The 20,447-nt window shown below is 64.2% G+C and carries 15 protein-coding genes; 9 read left to right on the top strand and 6 right to left on the bottom strand.

Annotation, left to right across the window (positions count from 1 at the left end; all coding sequences use genetic code 11):
* Nucleotides 1–38 precede the first annotated feature (38 nt).
* The 4 genes from IEY62_RS03280 to IEY62_RS03265 all read left to right on the top strand — a co-directional run bounded on the left by IEY62_RS03280 (nucleotide 39) and on the right by IEY62_RS03265 (nucleotide 5,294).
* Entirely contained in the window at nucleotides 39–950 is a 912-nt protein-coding gene (locus IEY62_RS03280) for a glutaminase (RefSeq protein WP_189013842.1), read from the top strand.
* A gap of 113 nt (nucleotides 951–1,063) precedes the next feature.
* Complete coding sequence (gene cobA, locus IEY62_RS03275; protein WP_189013840.1) at nucleotides 1,064–2,341, top strand: uroporphyrinogen-III C-methyltransferase; 1,278 nt, start codon at nucleotides 1,064–1,066, stop codon at nucleotides 2,339–2,341.
* Between the two features lie 20 nt (nucleotides 2,342–2,361).
* Nucleotides 2,362–3,828: an FAD-dependent oxidoreductase gene (locus IEY62_RS03270; protein WP_189013838.1), complete on the top strand. Its 1,467-nt coding sequence runs from the start codon at nucleotides 2,362–2,364 to the stop codon at nucleotides 3,826–3,828.
* Between the two features lie 89 nt (nucleotides 3,829–3,917).
* Entirely contained in the window at nucleotides 3,918–5,294 is a 1,377-nt protein-coding gene (locus IEY62_RS03265) for an MBL fold metallo-hydrolase (RefSeq protein ID WP_189013836.1), read from the top strand.
* Here the strand turns inward: IEY62_RS03265 and IEY62_RS03260 are convergent, their stop codons facing one another.
* The 3 genes from IEY62_RS03260 to IEY62_RS03250 form a co-directional block, all read right to left on the bottom strand.
* Nucleotides 5,295–5,975 carry a FadR/GntR family transcriptional regulator gene (locus IEY62_RS03260; RefSeq protein WP_189013834.1) on the bottom strand — a complete coding sequence of 227 codons (681 nt, stop codon included), beginning with the start codon at nucleotides 5,973–5,975 and terminating at the stop codon, nucleotides 5,295–5,297.
* Nucleotides 5,972–7,252: an MFS transporter gene (locus tag IEY62_RS03255; RefSeq protein ID WP_189013832.1), complete on the bottom strand. Its 1,281-nt coding sequence runs from the start codon at nucleotides 7,250–7,252 to the stop codon at nucleotides 5,972–5,974. Before IEY62_RS03255 ends, IEY62_RS03260 begins: the two co-directional genes overlap by 4 nt.
* Before the next feature lie 65 nt (nucleotides 7,253–7,317).
* The gene (locus IEY62_RS03250) at nucleotides 7,318–8,760 is read right to left on the bottom strand and encodes a PucR family transcriptional regulator (protein ID WP_189013830.1); all 1,443 of its coding nucleotides are present in this window, start codon (nucleotides 8,758–8,760) and stop codon (nucleotides 7,318–7,320) included.
* Nucleotides 8,761–8,903: 143 nt separating this feature from the next.
* Between IEY62_RS03250 and IEY62_RS03245 the strand changes: the two genes are divergently transcribed.
* Together IEY62_RS03245 and gabT are read left to right on the top strand one after the other, a co-directional pair.
* Complete coding sequence (locus tag IEY62_RS03245) at nucleotides 8,904–10,334, top strand: gamma-aminobutyraldehyde dehydrogenase (RefSeq protein WP_189013828.1); 1,431 nt, start codon at nucleotides 8,904–8,906, stop codon at nucleotides 10,332–10,334.
* Nucleotides 10,335–10,362: 28 nt separating this feature from the next.
* Nucleotides 10,363–11,718, top strand: a complete 1,356-nt coding sequence (gene gabT, locus IEY62_RS03240; RefSeq protein ID WP_189013826.1) for a 4-aminobutyrate--2-oxoglutarate transaminase — start codon at nucleotides 10,363–10,365, stop codon at nucleotides 11,716–11,718.
* Nucleotides 11,719–11,882: 164 nt separating this feature from the next.
* Here gabT and IEY62_RS03235 read toward each other — a convergent pair whose 3' ends face one another.
* The 3 genes from IEY62_RS03235 to IEY62_RS03225 all read right to left on the bottom strand — a co-directional run bounded on the left by IEY62_RS03235 (nucleotide 11,883) and on the right by IEY62_RS03225 (nucleotide 16,584).
* Nucleotides 11,883–14,303: a polysaccharide lyase 8 family protein gene (locus tag IEY62_RS03235; protein ID WP_229785030.1), complete on the bottom strand. Its 2,421-nt coding sequence runs from the start codon at nucleotides 14,301–14,303 to the stop codon at nucleotides 11,883–11,885.
* A gap of 131 nt (nucleotides 14,304–14,434) precedes the next feature.
* Nucleotides 14,435–15,529 (bottom strand): LacI family DNA-binding transcriptional regulator, encoded by a 1,095-nt coding sequence (locus IEY62_RS03230; RefSeq protein ID WP_082499705.1) that lies wholly within the window; start codon nucleotides 15,527–15,529, stop codon nucleotides 14,435–14,437.
* Entirely contained in the window at nucleotides 15,529–16,584 is a 1,056-nt protein-coding gene (locus IEY62_RS03225; protein WP_229785029.1) for a hydroxyacid dehydrogenase, read from the bottom strand. The genes IEY62_RS03230 and IEY62_RS03225 overlap by 1 nt, the downstream gene beginning before the upstream one ends.
* A gap of 225 nt (nucleotides 16,585–16,809) precedes the next feature.
* Between IEY62_RS03225 and IEY62_RS03220 the strand changes: the two genes are divergently transcribed.
* Genes IEY62_RS03220 through IEY62_RS03210 form a run of 3 tightly spaced genes read left to right on the top strand, consistent with a single transcriptional unit; the run spans nucleotide 16,810 to nucleotide 20,441 of the window.
* A complete protein-coding gene (locus tag IEY62_RS03220) occupies nucleotides 16,810–17,847 on the top strand; it encodes an ABC transporter permease (protein ID WP_229785028.1) in 1,038 nt (345 codons plus the stop codon).
* Nucleotides 17,831–18,760: a carbohydrate ABC transporter permease gene (locus IEY62_RS03215; protein WP_229785026.1), complete on the top strand. Its 930-nt coding sequence runs from the start codon at nucleotides 17,831–17,833 to the stop codon at nucleotides 18,758–18,760. Before IEY62_RS03220 ends, IEY62_RS03215 begins: the two co-directional genes overlap by 17 nt.
* 31 nt (nucleotides 18,761–18,791) lie before the next feature.
* Nucleotides 18,792–20,441, top strand: coding sequence for an extracellular solute-binding protein (locus IEY62_RS03210; RefSeq protein WP_189013822.1), 1,650 nt, complete (start codon nucleotides 18,792–18,794; stop codon nucleotides 20,439–20,441).
* Nucleotides 20,442–20,447 lie beyond the last annotated feature (6 nt).

Genomic DNA, 20,447 nt, shown 5'->3' with positions numbered 1-20,447 from the left:
AACGACGACGGGACGCACCCGGACATTTAAGGTTTCCCATGGACATTCAGAATCTCCTCGAAGACATCGTCGGCGCAGTCCAACCGCACGTTGGCCAAGGGAAGGTGGCCGACTACATTCCGCAGCTGGGATCTGTAGATCCGGATCAGTTCGGGATCTCGGTGGTTACCCGGGAAGGTGAGGTGTTCTCGGCCGGGGATGCCCACGTGGAGTTCTCCATTCAAAGTATCTCCAAAGTCTTCGCCCTGGCTTTGGTACTGGCTTCCGACGGCGATCGCATCTGGAAGCGTGTGTTCCGGGAACCCTCGGGCAATCCGTTCAACTCGCTGGTTCAGCTGGAGAGCGAGGAAGGCATTCCCCGGAATCCGTTCATCAATGCCGGTGCGATCGTGGTGACGGACCGGCTCCTGAGCCTGACGGGGAACGCTGCCCACGCTGTCCGGGATTTGATGCGCCAGGAGACCGGTAATGAGGGCGTCGATACGGATCAGGTGGTGGCGTCGTCCGAACTGGGCAAGGGGCACCGCAATGCTTCATTGGCGCATTTCCTGGCCAGCTGCGGCAACTTGGAGAACCCGGTGGATGACGTCCTGGATTCCTACGCCAAGCAGTGCGCCTTGGCCATGACCTGTGAAGATCTTGCCCTCGCAACCCGGTTCCTCGCCTCGAACGGCCTGGGGGCGGACGGGACGCTGGTGTTGTCGCCGGCACAAACCAAGAGAATCAACGCCGTGATGCTGACCTGCGGAACGTATGACGCCGCAGGCGAGTTCGCGTACCGGGTGGGCTTGCCGGGAAAGAGCGGGGTTGGCGGCGGAATCGTGGCCGTGGTTCCCAACAAGTGCGCCATCAGCGTGTGGAGCCCGGGTCTGGGCCGGTCCGGCAACTCGGTTGCGGGAGTGGCCGCATTGGACGAGTTCACTACCCGTACCGGGTGGTCGGTCTTTTAGGACGCCGGATCACCGCATCCTGTTGCAGAGTTTTTGTGACGTTGGATTACCCAGCGTTACCGGTTGTTTCCGAGCCTTTGAAGCATATTACGGCGCCGCCCTACAGTTTTTTCATGGCAATACAGGACATTTACCCCACCGCGCTGCGGCTGCTCGGCCGCCCGGTGCTGGTTGTGGGCGGCGGCCCCGTCGCGGAGCGCCGCGCCAAGGGGCTGCTCGACGCCGGTGCGAAAGTCACCGTGGTCGCTCCCGTTGCCACTGAAACACTTCAAGGCCTGGGCGCATCAGGACTCCTCACCTGGGAAGCGCGCGAGTATCGCACGTCAGACCTCGACGGCGTCTGGTTCGTCCAGACGGCCACTGGCACTTCCGCTGTTGACACCCAAGTAGCGGCCGACGCCGAGGCGCAGCGTATCTGGTGCGTCAACGCTTCGGACCACGAAGCGTCAGCGGCGTGGACCCCCGCCGTGGCTGTGGTGGATGACGTCAAGATCGCCATCAACGCCGGGGGAGATCCGCGCCGCGCCATGGCTCTGCGCAATGCTGTCGCCACCGCGCTTGAGACAGGCGACCTGCCGCTCCGCCGGCACCGCAAGCCGGACGTCAACGGCAAGACTCCCGCAGGTTCAGTCGCTCTGGTCGGGGGCGGTCCGGGCGACTCGGGACTCATCACCGTCCGTGGCCGCCGCCTGCTGGGCCAGGCCGACGTCGTTGTTGCCGACCGTCTTGGTCCCCGAGGGCTGCTCAAAGAGCTTGCGCCGGACGTCCGCGTGATCGAGGTCGGCAAGACGCCGGGCCATCATCCCGTGCCGCAGCTTGAGATCAACAGCATCCTCGTGGACGAAGCCCTGAAGGGCAACCGTGTGGTCCGCCTGAAGGGCGGCGACCCCTATGTCCTGGGCCGCGGTGGCGAGGAAGCAGAATTTTGCCGGCAAAACGGCGTCGAGGTTGAAGTGGTGTCCGGCGTGACATCCGCGATCTCGGTTCCGGCAGCGGCCGGCATCCCGGTGACGCACCGCGGACTGGCGAAGGGCTTCAGCGTCGTCACCGGCCACGAGGAGCTGTCCGAAGTCCCCGCACGCCCGGATCACACTGTGGTGTTGCTCATGGGAGTGGCGCAATTGCGCGATTCCGCGGCTGCCTTGGCAGGCTCGGGTCTGCCTTTGGACACTCCAGTAGGTATCGTAGAGAACGGGTATTTGCCGGATCAGCGCGTCACCATCGGCACCTTGGGAAGCATCGCGGACCAGGCGGAAGCCGTGGGTGTGGCCAATCCAGCGGTCATCGTGATCGGCGATGTGGTCCGGGTCAGCCCCTTTGCGCCACAGCATTTCAAGACCGCTGACTACAGCACTATTACCCCAAATCGTCCCCGCGTCCGCAGTAACTGAGAAGAAGAAGGAACACAGCCGTGTCAATTAGCACCCCCGTAGGTTCTGCGGACCGTCCGCTCCGCGTCGCCGTCATCGGCTCCGGCCCCGCCGGCGTGTACGCAGCTGACATCCTGACCAAGAGCGAGGCCGTCAAGAGCGGCGAACTCAACGTCAGCATCGACCTCTTCGACCGCTACCCGGCCCCCTACGGCCTGATCCGTTACGGCGTTGCCCCGGACCACCCCCGCATCAAGGGCATCGTCAACGCCCTGCACAAAGTGCTGGACCGCGGCGACATCCGCTTCTTCGGCAATGTCGACTACGGCACGGACATCTCCATCGAGGACCTCCGCAAGCACTACGACGCCGTCATCTTCGCTACCGGCGCCATCAAGGACGCCGACCTGAACATCCCGGGCATCGAGCTTGAGGGTTCCTTCGGCGGCGCGGACTTCGTCTCCTGGTACGACGGCCACCCGGACGTTTCCCGCGAATGGCCGCTGGATGCCAAGGAAATCGCCGTCTTGGGCAACGGCAACGTGGCACTCGACGTGGCCCGTGTCCTGTCCAAGCACGCCGACGACCTCCTGGTCACCGAGATCCCGGACAACGTCTACGCCGGGCTGAAGAACTCCCCGGTGACGGACGTTCACGTCTTCGGCCGCCGCGGCCCCGCCCAGGTCAAGTTCACCCCGTTGGAACTGCGCGAACTTTCGCACTCCAAGGATGTGGACATCATTCTGTACGCCGAGGACTTCGAATTCGACGAAGAGTCCGACCGCCAGATCCAGTCGAACAACCAGACCAAGACCATGGTCGGCACGCTCACCAACTGGATCGCCGAGCAGCCGGAGGACCTTTCCGAGCTGAAGGCTTCCCGCCGCCTGCACCTGCACTTCCTGCACAGCCCGGTGGAGATCGTGGACTCCGCAGAGACGCCGGGCAAGGTTGCCGGCATCAAGTTCGAGCGCACCGAGCTGGACGGTACGGGCAACGCCCGCGGCACCGGTGAGTTCATCGACTACCCGGTGCAGGCCGTGTACCGCGCCATCGGTTACTTCGGTTCGGCGCTTCCGGACGTTGAGTTCGACCACAAGAAGGGTGTCGTGACCAACGACGGCGGCCGCGTCCTGGACGCCGATGGCCAGCACGTGCCGGGCCTCTACGCAACGGGCTGGATCAAGCGCGGTCCTGTGGGCCTCATCGGCCACACCAAGGGTGATGCCTTGGAGACCGTCACGTACCTGCTGGAGGACCGCGAAAACCTGCCGCTGGCCGAGGTTCCCGCGGCAGACGCCGTCGTGGATCTGCTGGACGCCCGCGGCGTGAAGTTCACCAGCTGGGAAGGCTGGCTGGCACTGGACGCCCACGAACTCGCCCTCGGCGCGGCAGCTACCGAGGCCGGCGGTTCGCACGGTGTTGAGGTCAAGCGCGAGCGCGTCAAGGTTGTGCCGCGCGAAGACATGGTGGATATCTCCCGCGACGGCGTATCCGCGCAGGTCTAATCTCTCTGAAAACAACGCGGGGTCACTTATGGCCCATTCCGGTCGTCGGGATGGGCCATAAGTGACCCCGCGTTGCTTTAACCTGAAGTATGGACGTCGTCGTCATTGAAACGCCCCAACTGGGCGACCGCAGTTACCTGGTGCACGACGGAACCGTTGCGCTGGTGATCGACCCGCAACGGGACATCGACCGGGTGGAAGCGGCAGCAGCCGACGCCGGCGTCCGGATCACGCACGTGGCCGAAACCCACCTGCACAACGACTACGTCACCGGCGGCCTGATCCTGGCGGAGAAGCATGGTGCCGACTATTTGGTGAACGGTGCGGACGAGGTTTCGTTTGCCCGGGTCCCCGTCTCCGACGGCCAGGTTCTTCGCGTCGGCCGGCTCCTGGTGACAGTGGTGGCCACTCCGGGCCACACGCACACGCACCTGTCATATGTGGTTCGGGATGACGCGCACGACGGCGGCCCGGAGGCTGTGTTTTCCGGCGGCAGCTTGCTTTACGGTTCCGTTGGGCGGACGGATCTGGTCTCGCCCCATGACACTGCGACGTTGGCTCACCAACAGTATTCTTCGGTCCGTCGACTGGTGGACTCCGCCAAGCCGGACGCGGCCCTCTACCCAACCCACGGCTTCGGGTCGTTTTGCTCCATCGGACCCGCGAGCCACCAGGATTCGTCAACCATCGGCGAGCAGACGGAGGCCAACCACGCTCTGACCGATCCCAATGAGGAACATTTCGTCTCTGAGCTACTGGCGAACATCACCGCCTATCCCGCGTATTACGCCCACATGAGTCCGCTCAACGCGGCCGGTGTTGGCCCGGCGCACTTGGCTGTGCCGGACTCCGTGGACGCCAAGGAACTGGACCGGCGTCTCACAGCGGGGGAGTGGGTGGTGGATCTGCGCAACCGCGTGGCGTTCGCGGACAACCACCTGCACGGCAGCGTGAGCTTCGAGTACGGCCGCGGGGACAATTTCACCAGCTACCTCGGCTGGGTGATCCCGTGGAAGCAGCCGCTCACGTTGCTGGGGCCACGGGATGAGGTGGAGAAGGCGATTCGTGACCTGGCGAGGATCGGAATCGAAAGTCCGGATGCCGCCGTCGGGCCTCATGGCAGGACAATCGACTTGAGGGCCTTGGCACCGGAGTCTCCACAAGTGAGCTACCCGCACGGGGACTGGAGCCTTTTGTCCAGGGAGAGAAAGCCGGAGGACGTGGTGCTGGACGTTCGTCGCCCGGAAGAGTTCGAGGCCTCCCACGTGCTGGGTGCACTGAACGTACCCGTCCATGAGCTGCTGGGAAGGATCACGGAGCTGCCCGAGGCCAGGACCTGGGTGCACTGTGCCACGGGGTATCGGGCGAGTGTTGCCGCCAGCCTGCTGGACCGGACCGGACGCGAGGTGGTGCTGATCGACGCCAGGTTCAGGGACGCGGCCGGGGCAGGGATTGAAACGAGCTAGCTAGCGCGGGTTCTGGTCCGAGCAGTAATCGAGGTTCCGGTACACGCTGCGTACTGCGGCGTCGGGATCGCGGGTTTCCAGGGCGTCCACCAGTTCGTCGTGGCCCTCGCGGGGAATGCCGTTGAAGCCGCCCTTGCGTTGCTGCCGGAGGAGGTCGTTGTGGAAGACTCCGCCAAAGGAAACATAGAGCTGGTGCAACAGAGGATTCCCTGATGCCAAGGCGACGCGTTCGTGGAACTCCCAATCGGCGCTGGCCCACGCGGGGTAATCCTCGGCCAGCCACGCATCGTGGCGGGCGGCCAGGAGGCGGCGCATCTCGGCCAGGTCTTCCGCGGTGGCGTGTTTTGTCGCCAGGCGGGCAGCCTGGGTGTCCAGGCCGAGCCGGACCTCCACAATGTGTTCCTGGGTGTGCTCCAGGTACATGCGCTGGGCTGCTCCGGACATCTCGCTGTTTGCACGCACATACGTGCCGTCACCGCGACGGACTTCCAACATGCCTGAATGCGCCAGTGCTTTGATGGCCTCGCGGAGGGTGCCGCGGGAAACTCCCAACGTGGACATGAGCTCGGGCTCAGCCGGGATGCGTTCCTGCAATGGCCACTCGCCGGATTTGATCATGTCCCGCAGCTTCGCGGTAATTTCCTCGGCCAGGGCAGGGCGGTGGGAAGGCGTCAGGGTCATGCGGTCCTCGGTGCGGTCTTGGTGGCAGTGCGCTTGCTGGTAAGCAGGTGGCAAGTGACCATGAGTGCCACAGCCACGATGGACAGCAGGCTCATGGGCAACACCCAGCCGCCAGTGGCGCTGTGGAGCAGCCCCATCCCGAACGGGCCGATTGCCGCAATCAAGTATCCCAGTGATTGGGCGATGGTGGAGAGCGCTGTGGTTTCCGCCGTCGAACCTCCGCTGCGGCTGATGATCACCAAAACCAGCGGGAAGATACCCAGGCCGAAACCGAACAGCACAGCAGGCACAACGGCCATCGACGTCGGCAGCCACAGCATGGCGGCGATGGCCAGGAGCGTGGAGCTGCTGGCGAGGTACAGGGCGGGGCGGAGCATGCCCGGCCGTGAGCCGAAAGCGAGGAGGATCATTCCGGCCGCCACCGACACCAGCTGCATGACGCCGAACTGCAGCCCGCTTTCGGAAGCGCTCAGGCCCTGCGAAGTCAGGATGTAGGCGAACCAGCTCATCACCGCATAAGCCAGGAAAGCCTGGAACGTGAAGATGGCGGTGATCAGGATGCCAAGGCGGGTCCGGAGCAGCGGCCACATGGAGACGCGGGGCCGATCGGTTTCGGTGCTGTTCCGGTGCGTGTGCAGGACAACCGGCAGGAAGCCCAGAAGCGCGGCAACCCCGAGCAGGCCCCACGCAGCCAGCCCCATGGACGGCGAGCCAAGCTGCTGGGCCATCGGGACGCTGACCGCTGCGGCAAAGGTGGCACCGCCGGACATCGTGAAGGTGTAGAGCCCGGTCATCATGGACGTGCGGTCCGCGTAGTGCTCGCGGATGAACGACGGCATGGCCACGTTGCACACGGCCAGGCCGGACATGGCCAGTACGGTGCCGCCCAGCAGTGCGCCGGTCACCGGCACGCCACGGACCAGAAGGCCTGCAGCCAACAGAGCCAAGGCGATGGCAATGGCTTTCTCAACACCGACGCGCCTGGTCAACCAGGAGGTTCCCATGCCCGCAACGGCAAAGCACAGCAGCGGGATGGAGGGCAGGATCGATGCCACCAGGGCCCCGTAGCCCAGGACCTGCTGCAGTTCGTGGAACAGGGCAGCGGCGCTGGTGATGCCGGCACGCAGGTTCAGTCCGATGAGCACCACGGCAATAATGCCGACGACGGCGACGACCCTCGTTCTCGGGACTGCCTGGTTAGCCGAAGCGGAAGAAGCCTGGGTAGCAGCAATCGTCGGGATGTTTCCTGTCGTGGGTGTCAGAGGGGTCGTCGCCATATCTAAAGGTTAGACGTTTGACGTCTAATGTCTACAGTTTTGTGGCGAAGCTCTCCGCCTGCTGCCTAGCGGGGGTTTCGGGAGCCCAACCGCTGGACCGCCAGGGCAAGCCACAGCTGCACCCGGTCCTGCGTCTGCGACGGGTCGTAGCCAGTCAGCTCGGTGATCTGGGCAAGGCGGTACCGAACGGTGTTCCTGTGGAGGGTGAGTGCCTCGGCCACCGCGGCAACAGAGCCGTTGTGGTTCAGATAGCTCTCCAGGGTGGCCACCAGCTCTGCACCATGGGCAGCATCGAACTTGCGGAGCGGGGTGAGCGACTCGCTGGCCATGTCTGCCAGGGGAACGTCCTCGCTGGCCAGCAGCAGTGAGGTCAGGCTCAGCCGTTCCGGCTCGTTGACCGGCAGGCCGTGCGCCGCGGCGTCGCGCGCTTCAAAGTAGCTCCAGCGCAGGCCGTTCGGCTTGGTATAGGCCCCGCCGATACCGATCACTGCATGGATGCCGGCCTCCTGCAGGTGGTCGCTGAGGCTCTTGGCCAAGGCGGTGGCGGAACTGCCGTCGTCGCTGACCACCGTCACCAGGTCCTTCCCGACGACGGCGCTGACGCCGCCTTCCAGCGCCTGGGGCAGGGAAATGCTGACCAGCTGTTTGTGGTGTGCCGTGGACTCGGCAACCAACACCACGTTCTTCCGGGTGCTGTTGATGCCCACGCCGGCCAGGCGGCGGGCGGCCTCGATGGTTTCCAGGGTGCCGTGGATGACGTCGTCCAGCACTTGCCCGGCCATGGCACGCTGGGACTGGCGCTGCTTGACCATGTTGTTGAGCTCCACGCTGATGAGGTTCTGCGCGTAGCTGACGATTCCCGAGTCGATGAAAGGCTGCCGCAACCAGAGCGTGCAGGCGTCCCTGCGGCCGGTGGGAATCGGATACGAAGCCCAGCCATCCGCCGTCGGGGCCGGCTTCCCGGGCACGCTGTTGTAAAGCTGCGCGCTGAACTGGGTGAGCACCACGTCAGTGCGCAACATGCTGCCAAGCTGCTTGAGGAGTTCATTGAGGCCGCCGCCGGTCAAGAGCGAGCGGGCCAGGATCTGGTGGCCGGCGAGGAGGCGCTCCAGGTTGGAATAGTGGTCTGCGGAGTGGGACTCTGCCACCAGTTTCCCGATGGCGATGAACGGGATTTCGTAGGGCACCTCCACCAAGGGCAGTCCCCAGCGGTTGGCCTCGGCGATCAGGGCCTCCGGAACGGATTCATGGGTGAGGCCTATGCCGAAGCCGATGCCCACGGCCCCCGCCCGTTGGACCTGGCGGACGAAGCGCCGCTGGTCAGCTGCGCTCTTAAGGCGAAGGCCGGTAGTGAGGACCAGCTCCCCGCCGCTCAGGAACCGCTGAGGGTCTTCCAACTCGGTCACGGCAACCCAGCTGATGTCCTGGTTCCACGTGGTCTCGGCAAGGCCGGATTGGCGGAGTTTCAGGGAGGGGACAGCGACGAGTGAAGCGAGGGACAGGGCCATTGTTAAAGCGTAACCCGGCGCTGGGCAAGCGCACTAAGCGGGGTGGGCTTGTGTGTGCAGCTGACTATTCCTTGGACCCCCTCCCTGGCATAGGCTCTGATCAGCTAAACCCATGCCCAGACACCGAAAGAGGGTTGCACACCGTGGTTCAAACCTTGCAGAACTTCATCAATGGCGAATTCGTCACGCCGGCAGGTACGGGTCTCCTGGACATCGTGAACCCCGCCACCGGGGAAATCGTTGCCAAGTCTCCCATTTCGGTGCAGGCCGATGTGGACGCTGCCATGACCGCCGCGAACCAGGCCTTCAAGACCTGGAAGAAGGCAACCCCCGGCCAGCGTCAGCTCATGCTGCTCAAGCTCGCCGACGCCGTGGAAGCCAACAGCGACGAACTGGTTGAAGCCCAGCACCGCAACACCGGCCAGGTCCGCTCCCTGATCGCGTCCGAGGAAGTTGCCGCCGGTGCAGACCAGCTCCGCTTCTTCGCCGGTGCCGCACGCATCATGGAAGGCAAGTCCGCAGGCGAATACTTCGAGGGCCACACCTCCTACGTGCGCCGCGAACCGATCGGCGTCGTAGCCCAGGTTGCTCCGTGGAACTACCCGTTCCTCATGGCCATCTGGAAGATCGGTCCCGCACTGGCTGCCGGCAACACCGTTGTCCTGAAGCCCTCGGACACCACCCCTGAATCCACCCTGGTGCTGGCCCGCCTCGCCGGGGAGATCTTCCCCGCCGGCGTGCTCAACGTTGTCCTGGGTACCGGCGAAACCGGTGCCATGATGGTTGACCACAAGGTCCCCGGCCTGGTCTCCATCACCGGCTCCGTCCGTGCAGGCATCGCAGTGGCCAGCGGCGCAGCCAAGGGCCTCAAGCGTGCCCACCTGGAACTTGGCGGCAAGGCACCGGCAATCGTCTTCAAGGACGCCGACATCAAGAAGAGCGCAGCGGCCATCGCCGAGTTCGCCTTCTTCAACGCCGGCCAGGACTGCACCGCCATCACCCGCGTGCTGATCGAGGACTCCGTCCACGACGACGTTGTGGCAGCCATGGTGGAGCACACCAAGACCCTGCACACCGGTTCGCAGAACGACGAAGACAACTACTTCGGCCCGCTGAACAACGTGAACCACTTCAACGCAGTGACCTCCGTGGTTGAGCACCTGCCGGCGAACTGCAAGATCGAAACCGGCGGCCACCGCGCAGGCGAGAAGGGGTTCTTCTTCGAGCCCACCATCATCACCGGCGCCAAGCAGAGCGACGACATCGTGCAGAAGGAAACCTTCGGCCCGGTCATCACTGTGCAGAAGTTCAGCACGGAAGAAGAAGCGCTCGAGCTGGCCAACGACGTCGAATACGCCCTGGCGTCCAGCGTCTGGACCACCGATCACGGCACGGCCATGCGCATGAGCCGTGACCTGGACTTCGGTGCGGTCTGGATCAACACCCACATCCTCCTCACGGCAGAAATGCCGCACGGCGGCTTCAAGCAGTCCGGCTACGGCAAGGACCTCTCCATGTATGGCGTCGAGGACTACACGCGCATCAAGCACGTGATGTCTGCACTCGATGCATAACCCGGCTTCCCAGAAAGGCAACCACCTCATGACCACCACCGCGAACGAACTCTCGTACCGCATCGAGCAGAAGCGCAACATCAACGGCGCCTTCCCCGGCCCCAAGTCGCAGGCACTGGCTGAGCGTCGCTCCGCCGTCGTAGCTGCCGGCGTCGCCTCGGGCGTCCCCGTCTACGTTGAAGACGCCGACGGCGGCATCATCCGCGACGTCGACGGCAACTCCTTCATCGACCTCGGCTCCGGCATCGCCGTGACCAGCGTCGGCGCGTCCGACCCCGCCGTCGTCGCCGCTGTCCAGGAGGCTGCCGCGCACTTCACGCACACCTGCTTCATGGTCACCCCGTACGAGGGTTACGTTGCAGTTGCCGAGCAGCTCAACCGCCTCACCCCGGGCGACCACGCCAAGCGCACCGTGCTGTTCAACTCCGGCGCTGAAGCCGTGGAGAACGCCGTCAAGGTTGCACGCCTGGCCACCGGCCGCGACGCAGTGGTTGCTTTCGACCACGCGTACCACGGCCGCACCAACCTGACCATGGCACTGACCGCCAAGGCCATGCCGTACAAGACCAACTTCGGCCCGTTCGCGCCCGAGGTCTACCGCATGCCCATGAGCTACCCGTTCCGTGAAGAAAACCCGGAAATCACCGGTGCCGAGGCCGCCAAGCGCGCCATCACCATGATCGAGAAGCAGATCGGTGGCGACCAGGTTGCCGCGATCATCATCGAACCCATCCAGGGTGAGGGTGGTTTCATCGTTCCTGCCGAAGGCTTCCTGCCGGCACTGTCCGCATGGGCCAAGGAAAAGGGCATCGTCTTCATCGCCGACGAGGTCCAGTCCGGTTTCTGCCGCACCGGTGAATGGTTCGCTGTTGACCACGAGGGTGTTGTCCCGGACATCATCACCATGGCAAAGGGCATCGCCGGCGGCCTCCCGCTGTCCGCGATCACCGGCCGCGCAGACCTGCTCGACGCCGTTCACCCGGGCGGCCTCGGCGGTACCTACGGTGGCAACCCGGTTGCTTGCGCAGCAGCACTCGCAGCGATCGACACCATGGAGCAGCACGACCTCAACGGCCGTGCCCGCCACATCGAAGAGCTCGCCCTGGGCAAGCTCCGCGAACTGGCTGAAGAAGTTTCCGTGGTTGGCGACATCCGCGGCCGCGGAGCCATGCTGGCCATCGAACTGGTCCAGCCCGGTTCCAAGGAGCCGAACGCCGAGCTCACCAAGGCCGTTGCCGCCGCTTGCCTCAAGGAAGGCGTCATCATCCTGACCTGTGGCACCTACGGCAACGTGATCCGTCTGCTCCCGCCGCTGGTCATCAGCGACGAGCTGCTCATCGACGGCCTCGAAGTCCTCGCCGCAGCCATCAAGGCCAACGCGTAACTTTCACCGCTTGACGCACACAAGGAGGGCCGGGATTTCCCGGCCCTCCTTCTGCGTTCCGCGCCGGGATCGCCGGAGCGCGCCGGGATCGCCGGAGCGCGCCGGGATCGCCGTAGCTACACAGCGATTCCGCAGGGCTCCCGCGATCTCGACGCCGGAACGCCCTAGGTGCCCAGCGTCAGGTTCTTCTGGTGGCCATGCCCGTCCAGCTGGACCTCGATGACCACGGGCCCGGCACTGACCAAGGCCACGCCGTCGTCGGCCTGTACAACGGTGCGCCACTGGGAACCAGGCGGCGTGATCCGGAGGCTGGCCTGGGTCCGGGATGGGTCGGACAGGGACAGTGTGAGCTGGTTGCCGGCCTGGTGTGCTGCCAGGGTGCAGGGGCCGGAGACTGTATAGCCCCCTGCGGTGCCTGCTGCGAAGAAGTTGGCCAGGACAAGGTGGTCCTTGTCCACCTCCACCATCTGGGCCTCCGACGAATTGGCCAGGACTTTGACATCGGGGTTGGCCGACTGGGAGAACGTGGTGGAATGGCCTGCCGCGGGCAACACCATGTAGGCATAGCCCGAGCCCACCGGATCAGTGCCATGGCGGTGCGTGATGGTCACATAGTCCCGGGTAACAGGATCGGTTGACCCGCCGGTGTCGGCCCCGGAGTTCACGTCGAACCAACTCCCTGTCCGGCGGACCACGGCCACTTCAGGCTCCCCGGATACTCCCGGCGCCTCGAGGAACACATAACCGCCGTGCCCCTCGATGTGCACGGACCTCTTGAGCTGCACCGCTGCATCCCCGGGAGCCATGCGACGGTTCCGGGAATCGGTCCGCAACGCAGGCACGGTCCCTGACGCGAACGCCCTGTTCTCCACCGTGGTCTGGACAGCAGCCCCACCCGTGCCGGTAATGCCCGCCCCCAGGCAGACCACCGCGTCATCAAGGGAGAACCAGGACTTCCTGCCGGACAACGTCTTGTTGTGGTTGAGGTGATCCATGCCGATGACACCCCATCGACCGTCCATGGTGAGCCCACCGGCAAAAGCCTGGAAAGCGCGGGGAATTCCGGTCCCGGCGCCTCCCGCGCCGCTGGCTCGTACTTGGTCGTTGACCGTGGTGCCGGGAAGGGCATAGGGATCCACCGTGGGCCAGAAATCTGAGCTGAATTGCGAGGGGTCCTGGCGGGTGTAAACGAACGTCATCCCGTCGCCCTGGTACCAGCCGAGGTTGTTCTCACTGTTGCCCCACTCGTACCTGCCGATCCGCTTGGAGGACAGGTTCACGGTGCAGCCCCATTGCTGCCGGTGGTGGACCAGTCGGTCCTGGTCAGCGAACATGCGGCTGTACACCGGTGCCGGCGCGGAGACCACGGTGGTATTGGAGAGGACGTCCAGGGACAACAGGGACTTTGCCAGGCTCTGCGTTGGGTGTCCCACGAGTTTCTGGTCCGCACAGCGTTCCAGCCAGCCCTTGGCCAAGGCCAGGAACCGGGAACGATACGGCTCTTCGCAGCCTGGCGCCAACAGCAGCACCGCAGAGATCAGGCCGAAGCCGCTGACGTAGTCGGGTTCCCGTTGCCGCGACACGGCGCGGCCGCGGACGGTGTCCATGATCCGGCCGTCCCATACGAACGGGGCATAGGTCCGTTCAACTGCGTCAAGGAGCACGGTTCTTTTCGGGTCGTTGACGGCCCACGTGCTGCCACCGAGCATTGCGATGATCTCAGCGATACCGGCTAACGCCACCACGCCGTAGGTCCCGGCATAGGGCAGGTAGGTGTGCTGCACGAAGGACCCGTCGGTATAGAAGCCGTCGCCGCTGGTCACGTAGGTGAAAACACTGTTGACGCCGCCGCGGACGGTGTCGCTCAGGGCATCGCGTCCCAACACGATTTCATCGGGACTTTTGTCGAGGATGCCGCGCATGCAGCAGGCCAGGGCCTTGTCCACGCGATTGGCGCCCGTCTCGGCGAAAGTTGTAGCACGGCCGCGCCAATTCGGGTTGGGCGTGAACCAGCGGACAGCTGCCAGCAGGGACGTCCGCAGGCTTTCGGGGACCTCGGAATGAAGCAGTGTCAGGATATCCACGGACTTGCGGGGAATACCGATTTCCCAGAACCACCAGTTTCCGGCAGCGCGCATCCCGGGCTTGTACGCGGTGTCGTTGAGGAGCTTCAACCCGGCAACGATGTCAGCGGCCAGTGCCGGGTTCCCGGCGTAGGGATTGCCGGGTACTGCGTAGCCCAACGCCATGTCGTGGAGGCGGTTGAAGTGCAGGCCCAGGTTGCTGGTAGCCGTAGCCGACTGTCCTATGCCCGTCAGCGGGATATCGGGCCACAAAGACGTCCGGACCGGCGCTTTGTCCATGGTGGTCCACCACGTACCGGCGGTGTTTCCCGTCCCTTCGAGCTGCCCTGCGAGTTCGGGGACATCCGCGGCGCTCCGGCTCCCGGTAAGGACCAGGCGTCGGCGATCCACGAGTTCCTGCAAGCCGGCGTCGCCCGCGGCCATGGACGGCGCTGCCTGGGACAGCAGGGCCCCGGCGAGGGCGGCAGCCCCCGTGGTGCGGAAGAGATTTCGGCGGCTCATGGTGGGTCCAGTGAAGTTCAAAACTGCTCCGTTCAAAACTGTTTCGGGGGTGAAGGGAATGCGGCTGCGGTGATGCTTTCCGCAGCTTTACGTCCGGTTCCCGGGCCCCTCAACAGCAGTGAACGGAGTGTTCACGACTGTTTGGGAGGTGACACCGAGTCGCGGATGACTATGTGCGTGCCCACGGTGAGGGTGTTGTCAGAGGAGGCACCGGCGTCGTGCGGTGACTGGGCCAGCGCCAGCCGCACGGCTTCGCGTCCCAGTTCCTCAAGCGGCACCCGCACAGTTGTCAGGCGCGGACGCAGCTCGCTGGCCACAGGAACGTCGTCGTAGCCAACCACCGAAATGTCCTCCGGGACCCTGATTCCGCGTTCTTCGAGCGCCTCCAGGATTCCGGCGGCCACGAGGTCGTTGGCGCCAAAGACGGCTGTGAACCCAAGGTCCTGCTCCAGCAGTTCGCGCATCCGGCTGTAGCCGAAGCCGCGGCCAAAGGCTCCTTCGTGGACCAGTGCAGGATCGCGTTCAATACCGCGGGCATCCAGGGCGCGGTAGAAACCGGCCAGCCGGGACGCCGTCGTCGAAAAATCACGGGGGCCACCGACGTAGAGGATCCTCCGGTGTCCCTGCGAGATCAGGTAGTCGGTGATGGCGAAGGCGCCTCCTTCGTTGTCGTAGGTGACCATCTTGGTGGGAACACCAGGGCCCAGGGACGGCCTGCCGCAGAGGACCAACGCGGATCCTGCCGCTGCGAGTGCACGGGCACGGTCGGCCATCTGCTTCCGATACCTGGGATCATCCGACGCTCCGCCCACCACGATCACCGCGTCAGTCCGCTGCTCGCGCATCAGGTCCACCAGCGCGAGCTCACGTTCCTTGTCGCCGTGGGTGGCGGTGATCAGGCACAGGCGGCCCTCGGCGCTCGCCTGCCGCTCCACGCCCCGTGCAATGTAGGCGAAGAAGGGGTCGGCGACGTCGTTGATGATGATTCCGACAGTGCGGGTGGTGGCGCCGGCCAGGGCACGGGCATGCGCGTTGGCCACGTAGCCGAGGTCCGTCACGGAGCGGAAAATCCGCTCACGCGTGGCTTTGGCCACTGGGTAATTGCCGCTCAGGGCCCTGGAAACGGTGGCCACGGACACGCCGGCCGCCTGCGCGACGTCGGCAATGGTGGCGCCGCTGCCGCCGCGGGCATGGATCGGATCTGTGGGGGAGCTTTTGTCAGTCACTAGGCGATTCTCGCAAGATCCGCCGCCAATACCGGATAAGCCAAGGGCAAGCCCTCGCTCAATCGCCGGACTTCCATGACTGCGTGGCTGCCCAAACGGTGGATCTCGTTGCCCATTGCCCCCGCGATATGGGGAGTCAGCACCACATTGGGCAGGGTGTGCAGGACCGAGCCGGCAGGAAGCGGTTCTGGATCCGTGACATCCAGATACGCGTCAAGCCGTCCGGAAACGAGCTCCGAGGTCAGGGCTGCTGCATCGATCAGGGCGCCGCGGGCGGTGTTGATGACCAGTGTCCCGTCCTTCATGAGGGCAAGTTGCTGCGCACCGATAATGCCGCGCGTTTCAGCGATGTCCGGTGCGTGGATGCTCACCACGTCGGAAAGGGCGCAGAGCTGGTCCAGGCCAACGGCTTCAACGCCCAGTTCGGCGGCCTCGACGGCGGTGAGGTAGGGGTCGTAGACAAGTACCCGTGCGTCGAGGTTCTTGAGCAGTCCGATCACTTGGCGACCGACGCGGGAGGCGCCCACCAAGCCGATAGTGACGCCGTTGGTTCCGATGGCAGGGAACCCTGCGGTGTTGCGGGAGGCGCCTGTGATGCGCAGTTGTTCGCTGAACCTCCGGGCCCTTTTGAGGCCCATGACGATCGCGGCGAAGGTGAACTCGGCCACCGGCACAGCATTGGCCGCGGCCGACGACGACACCTGGATTCCCCGTGCGTACACCTCAGGGGACAGGAAAGTTTTCACGGTGCCTGCCGCGTGGATGATGCAGCGCAACCGGGGCAAGTGGTCCAGCACGAAGGCATCAATGGGAGGGGCACCCCACCCGGTGATGAGCAGTTCGACGTCTCCGAGGCGCTCCAGGGTGCCCGGGACGGTGAAGTCGGAGACGGGTTCGGGATCCAGCAGGGTGACGATTCCGCGGAGCCGGGCAAGGTCTTCGGTGCTGAACAGCGTGGGCAGGTTACTGAGGCCCATCACGAACGCAGCCTTGATGATGCCGGCGTGCTGGAGGTTGGTGGTCACTGCAGGTTTCCGTCCGGTCGTGGTGGTCATGAATAGAAAGCGCTTGCTATTTTGATGTCAGCGTAGGTGCGTCATGGAAAGGCTGTCAATCCCGGATTCCAATGAATATAAGGATCTGAGCGTGTTATTGACATCACACATTTCTTCTGGGTAGCTTGTTCCCCATAGTAAACGCTTACTATTTCTAGCCGTTGAGCGCTTCCGGGCGCCGGGCCACTCCACATCCGCCGGTTACGGCGCAGACAGAGGAAATACATGAGCAGCAACAGCCAGACACTTACGCCCCAGGCGGGCACCGACGTCGGCATCCCGGCGCCGGTGGCGGAAGGCCGCCGTCGTGGTCGCCCACCGGCGGACGCGGGGCAGGGCCGCAAGAAAAGCCTCATGGCCCGGATCCGACGCGACAAAGTGATGTTGCTGTTGATCGCGCCCGGCTTCCTGTACTTCGTGGTGTTCCACTACGTCCCACTTGCCGGCAACATCATCGCGTTCCTGGATTACAAGCCGTACCTCGGTTTCGTGGACAGCGTCTGGGTGGGCCTGGAGAACTTCGCCGCCATGTTCCAGGACGGCGCCTTCTGGGAGGCCCTCCGCAACACCCTGGTGATCACGGGGCTCCAGCTGGCACTGTTCTTCCCGGTTCCCATCTGCCTGGCCCTGCTGCTGAACAGCATCGTGTCCAACAGGATCAGGAAGTTCGTCCAGAGCGTGGTCTACCTGCCGCACTTCATCGGCTGGGTGATCATCGTGGCCGTTTTCTCGGAAGTCCTCGGTGCCACCGGCGCTGTCCCGCACCTGCTGGAGAGCCTTGGCCTTCCGCGCTTCGACGCCATGACCACTCCCGGGTTCTTCCCCTTCCTGGTCACCATCCAGTCCATCTGGAAAGACGCGGGATGGGGGACCATCATCTTCCTGGCAGCCCTGATGAACGTGGACCAGGAACTATACGAAGCCGCGGCCGTGGATGGAGCCAACGCACGCCACCGGCTGTGGCACATCACCCTCCCGGGGATCATGCCGGTGATCATCCTGCTCCTCATCCTGAACCTTGGCAGCATCCTGTCCGTCGGCTTCGAACAGATTGTCCTCCAACGCGACAACGTGGGCCCCGGAGCCGGCGAAGTGCTGGATACATACGTCTATTTCCACGGCATCCAGGACGGCCAGTGGGGTCCTGCAGCAGCCGTGGGTCTGGTGAAGGGCATCGTCGGCCTGGTCCTGGTGCTCAGCGCCAACAAACTGGCCCATCTCTTTGGACAGGAAGGTGTCTATTCCAATGGCAAATCCAAGTAGCACGCTGGCGTCCGGCCTGGGCCGGCTGAAGGCCAAGGACACCCGCCCCATCTGGATGGAGAAGCCCAAGCCCGCCGTCCAGGTGTCCAAAGCCATCGCCCTGGTGATCATCTGCTTCCTGGCCCTGTACCCGTTGCTTGCCGTCCTGGCCACGAGTCTCTCCAGCCAAAGCGAGATCGCCAACAACAACGGCCTGGTCCTGTTTCCCAAAGAGCCCACGTTCGCTGCCTACCAAACAATCTTTGCCGGCGGCGTCGTGACTGATGCGTTGATCCGCTCACTCCTCATCACCACAGTGGGAACAGCCCTCTCCGTGGTGGTCACGGTCGCGATGGCGTACGGCCTCACACGGAGGGATCTGGTGGGCGGGCGTTTCTTCCTCATGACAGCCCTCTTCACCATGCTCTTCAGCCCCGGCATCATCCCCAGTTTCCTCATGGTCAAGGAACTCGGACTGCTGGACAGCTACGCGGCCCTGGTCCTGCCCACGTTGATGAGCGCTTTCAACCTGGTGGTGGTCCGGTCGTTCTTCATGAACCTGCCGCAGGAACTGTTCGAAGCCGCGAAGATCGACGGCGCGGGAGACTTCCGCATCCTGGTCCAGATGGTGCTGCCACTCTCACGGGGCGTGCTGGCCGTCGTCGGGCTCTTCTACGCGGTGGGCTATTGGAACGCATTCTTCAACGCAATGCTCTACCTGAACGACGACAAGTGGCCGCTGTCCATGATCCTGCGCCAGTACGTGCTGCTCGGCCAGCCCATGGGCGACTCCGCAGTAGCCGAAATCGCGGTGCCGTCGCAGGCGATCCAGATGGCCGTCGTCGTGATTTCCCTGATCCCCATCGTGATCGTGTTCCCGTTCCTCCAGCGGTACTTCACCAAGGGCGTCCTCACCGGCGCCATCAAAGGCTAGTCAAACTCTCCATTCTTGAAAGGGAAGACCCATGAACGCAGTACCTTCTGCCGGCCCCAGCCGCCGGAACTTCCTCTCGGTAGCCGGCATCGGTGCGCTCGCTCTCGTCAGCGGCGGAGCCCTGGCCGGGTGCGGACAGCGCACTACCAGCGTTGCGTCGAACGCCAGCGAAGCTTTGTTGCCCACGCACATGCCCCTCCAGGCAGCCGCCGCCGACATCCCCGGTACGGCCCAAGGTGTGCCGTCAGCGTTCTACAAGTACCCCGCACCTTTCCGCAGTGTGCAGGCAGCACCGCTGAAGGGTGGCAAGATCACAGCTATCACCAACCTCTTCGGGACGGCCCCGAACGCGCGGGCGGACAACCCGGCGTGGCAGGCCATCGAAGCCCGCTTGGGCGGGCAGGTGGAGATCACCTCGGTCTCCTCGGACGACTACGCCACCAAGTTCAACACGATCATCGCAGGCGGCGAACTGCCCGACCTCATGCTCAACGACGGCGCCGCAGTGCCCAACATCGTGGAGTTCCTGCAGGCCAAATGCGCGGACCTGACCCCGTTGCTCGGTGGCGACAAGATCAAGGACTACCCCAACCTGGCCGCCATCCCTGAGGTGTTCTGGAAGCAGACAGTCCAGGCCGGCAAGCTCTACTCGCTGCCCATCCCGCGCAACCTGACCGGTGGATCCGGCTTCGTGAACCAGACGCTGCTGGAGAGTGTCGGCATCAAGTCCACCGAGGACATCAAGGACAAGGACGACTTCTACCGTGTGGCCAAGGAGCTCACCAATCCCTCGAAAAACCAGTGGGCGTTGGGCAGCACCAAGTTTGGGCTCACCATGCTGCACCATATGTTCCGCACACCAAACGTGTGGAAGAACGACGGCGGCAAACTCACCCGGGCGTTCGAAACGGACGAATACCTGGCCGCGATCGAATTCGCAGCCAAGCTCTACAAGGACGGTCTGTACGTGCCTGGTTCCGAGGGCTGGACGAAGTCGCAGATGGTGAACTCCTTCATCTCCGGCAAGGTGGCCATGATCTATGACGGACTACCGGCCTACATCGGACCTACAGGCTACGGCCGCAGCATTCCCGCGGCGAACAAGGCCAACAAAGCCGTGCCTTTCATTCCCGTAGGCCACGACGGCGGCAAGGCCCAGACCTGGCTGGACAACGTCACGTTCGGCACCGTGATGCTGAAGAAGGCGGACGAAGCCAAGCTCAAGGAAGTCCTGGCCGTGGCCAACTTCCTGGCGGCACCGTTCGGCAGCGAGGAATACCTGCTGCTCAACTACGGTGCGGAAGGAGCCGACTACACCTTGGACGCCAACGGAAACCCGGTGGTGACCGAGCGTGCCCTGCTGGACAATGCGGTTCCGTGGAAGTACCTGGCTGCACCCCAGCAAGTGGTCTACGACCCGAGCAATAAGGACATTGTGGATGTCATGCACAACGCCTACTCCAAGCTCATTCCACTGGGCGTCGAAGATCCCTGCGGCACGCTGTTCAGCCCCACCAACGCCAGCAAGGGTGCCAAGCTGGGCCAGCCCGTCTCCGATGCTGCCACTGCGGTCATTGCCGGGCGCGGCACCATGGACGCGCTCAAGAGTGCCGTGGCTGACTGGAAGAAGAATGGTGGCGACACCATCCGCAGCGAATACGAGTCAGCGCTGGCCAAGTAGCCAGTC

Source organism: Paenarthrobacter histidinolovorans, assembly GCF_014647595.1.
Lineage (GTDB): Bacteria > Actinomycetota > Actinomycetes > Actinomycetales > Micrococcaceae > Arthrobacter > Arthrobacter histidinolovorans.
Note: the sequence above shows the minus strand (reverse complement) of the source record. Positions and strands in the feature narration are given on the sequence as shown.

Excerpts from the sequence above, each read along its gene's own strand:
- IEY62_RS03280 (WP_189013842.1), top strand. The coding sequence starts at position 39 with ATGGACATTCAGAATCTCCTCGAAGACATCGTCGGCGCAGTCCAACCG.
- cobA (WP_189013840.1), top strand. The coding sequence starts at position 1,064 with ATGGCAATACAGGACATTTACCCCACCGCGCTGCGGCTGCTCGGCCGC.
- IEY62_RS03265 (WP_189013836.1), top strand. The coding sequence starts at position 3,918 with ATGGACGTCGTCGTCATTGAAACGCCCCAACTGGGCGACCGCAGTTAC.
- IEY62_RS03260 (WP_189013834.1), bottom strand. The coding sequence starts at position 5,975 with ATGACCCTGACGCCTTCCCACCGCCCTGCCCTGGCCGAGGAAATTACC.
- IEY62_RS03255 (WP_189013832.1), bottom strand. The coding sequence starts at position 7,252 with ATGGCGACGACCCCTCTGACACCCACGACAGGAAACATCCCGACGATT.
- IEY62_RS03250 (WP_189013830.1), bottom strand. The coding sequence starts at position 8,760 with ATGGCCCTGTCCCTCGCTTCACTCGTCGCTGTCCCCTCCCTGAAACTC.
- gabT (WP_189013826.1), top strand. The coding sequence starts at position 10,363 with ATGACCACCACCGCGAACGAACTCTCGTACCGCATCGAGCAGAAGCGC.
- IEY62_RS03235 (WP_229785030.1), bottom strand. The coding sequence starts at position 14,303 with ATGAGCCGCCGAAATCTCTTCCGCACCACGGGGGCTGCCGCCCTCGCC.
- IEY62_RS03225 (WP_229785029.1), bottom strand. The coding sequence starts at position 16,584 with ATGACCACCACGACCGGACGGAAACCTGCAGTGACCACCAACCTCCAG.
- IEY62_RS03220 (WP_229785028.1), top strand. The coding sequence starts at position 16,810 with ATGAGCAGCAACAGCCAGACACTTACGCCCCAGGCGGGCACCGACGTC.
- IEY62_RS03215 (WP_229785026.1), top strand. The coding sequence starts at position 17,831 with ATGGCAAATCCAAGTAGCACGCTGGCGTCCGGCCTGGGCCGGCTGAAG.
- IEY62_RS03210 (WP_189013822.1), top strand. The coding sequence starts at position 18,792 with ATGAACGCAGTACCTTCTGCCGGCCCCAGCCGCCGGAACTTCCTCTCG.